The sequence below is a fragment of the Oscillibacter sp. UBA6647 genome, assembly GCA_002455655.1.
GTDB lineage: Bacteria > Bacillota > Clostridia > Oscillospirales > Oscillospiraceae > Oscillibacter.
Window position 1 is genome coordinate 817 of record DKLF01000023.1, and the last position, 418, is coordinate 1,234.

Genomic DNA, 418 nt, shown 5'->3' on the forward strand with positions numbered 1-418 from the left:
TTCATGTTCGCTACTATATACGCAAACTACTTTGGTTGAATCGTTTAGAGCGTTTCTTAAAAGTCGTCCCCGCTATGCTATTTCAACAAAATAAGGCTGAAAGCAAGGTAAACGAAGACCAGGAACGAGCTGGCGAGCTTATCATATCTGGGTGCAATGCATCTAAAGTTTTTGAGTTTGAGAAAAAAGCACTCTACCATGGCGTGAATCTTTGTTGCCTTTCCACCCCGGCTGGTGCCTATCAATTGATTGAACTCGCTGTTTACAGCCCCTTATCTTGGGTCCGCCATCAAAAGTTTTCCTGTGCATAACGGGCCAATTCTTCCCGGAAGTCAGGGTGTGCAATGGAGATCATTGCGTCTGCCCGTTCTTTTAAAGAAAGACCTGACAGCTTGGCCACACCGTACTCTGTCGCCAC

General features: G+C 45.9%; 2 protein-coding genes. One reads left to right on the forward strand and one right to left on the reverse strand.

Translation table 11 applies throughout. The features are described 5' to 3' along the window. A partial coding sequence (locus tag B2W96_RS11805; RefSeq protein ID WP_414692954.1) for a hypothetical protein occupies window positions 1-311 on the forward strand: 311 nt, incomplete at its 5' end. Here B2W96_RS11805 and B2W96_RS01890 read toward each other — a convergent pair. Beyond that, a complete protein-coding gene (locus B2W96_RS01890) occupies window positions 290-418 on the reverse strand; it encodes an acetyl-CoA hydrolase/transferase C-terminal domain-containing protein (protein WP_349680125.1) in 129 nt (42 codons plus the stop codon). The two genes, B2W96_RS11805 and B2W96_RS01890, sit on opposite strands and share 22 nt — an antisense overlap.